The organism is Methylobacterium oryzihabitans (genome assembly GCF_004004555.2).
Lineage (GTDB): Bacteria > Pseudomonadota > Alphaproteobacteria > Rhizobiales > Beijerinckiaceae > Methylobacterium > Methylobacterium oryzihabitans.
This window is the reverse complement of record NZ_SACP01000106.1, coordinates 1-530: the sequence shown is the minus strand read 5'-3', so window position 1 is coordinate 530 and position 530 is coordinate 1. Positions and strand designations below refer to the sequence as shown.

Sequence of the window (530 nt, the reverse complement as noted above, 5' to 3'; positions counted from 1 at the left end):
GGTGGCGCGCGGTGATGTCGCGGGCGATGGTCAGCATGCAATCGACGCCGCCAATCGGCAGGGGCCTGGCGGACAGCTCGCACAGGCGGATCTGCCCGTCGCTGCGGCGGATGTGGCAGGTGAAATCGCGCACGAAGCCGTCGCGGTTGAGCTGGTCGACCATGCGTTTGCGTTCGTTGAGGTCGACCCAGATACCCAGGTCAAGCGAGGTCTGGTCGATGGTCGGGTTGAGGTCGTAGCCTGTGAGGCGGCAGAAGCCTTCGTTCACCTCGAGCAGCAAACCGTCGCTCTGGCGCGACAGCAGCAGGCCGTCGGGCGAAGCGTGGAAGGCCTTGGCGAATTTCTCTTCCGAGGTTTGCAACTGCCCCTGGGGTTCCTTGAGCTGGCTGATGTCGCGCACCGCCACCACCAGTGCCGGGGTGCCGTCGAGTTCGAAGGTTTCGGCCGAGGTGAGGCCGGTGAACAGTTGGCCATTGCTGCGCCGGAAGCTCATTTCCAGGTTGCGGATACCGCCTTGGTGCAGGCGCTCA

At 64.7% G+C, this 530-nt stretch carries 1 protein-coding gene; it reads right to left on the bottom strand.

Going from position 1 to position 530, the window contains the following annotated elements; all coding sequences use genetic code 11:
* The coding region (locus EOE48_RS28565; RefSeq protein WP_127734231.1) for a PAS domain S-box protein at nucleotides 1-530 on the bottom strand (530 nt) is incomplete at both ends.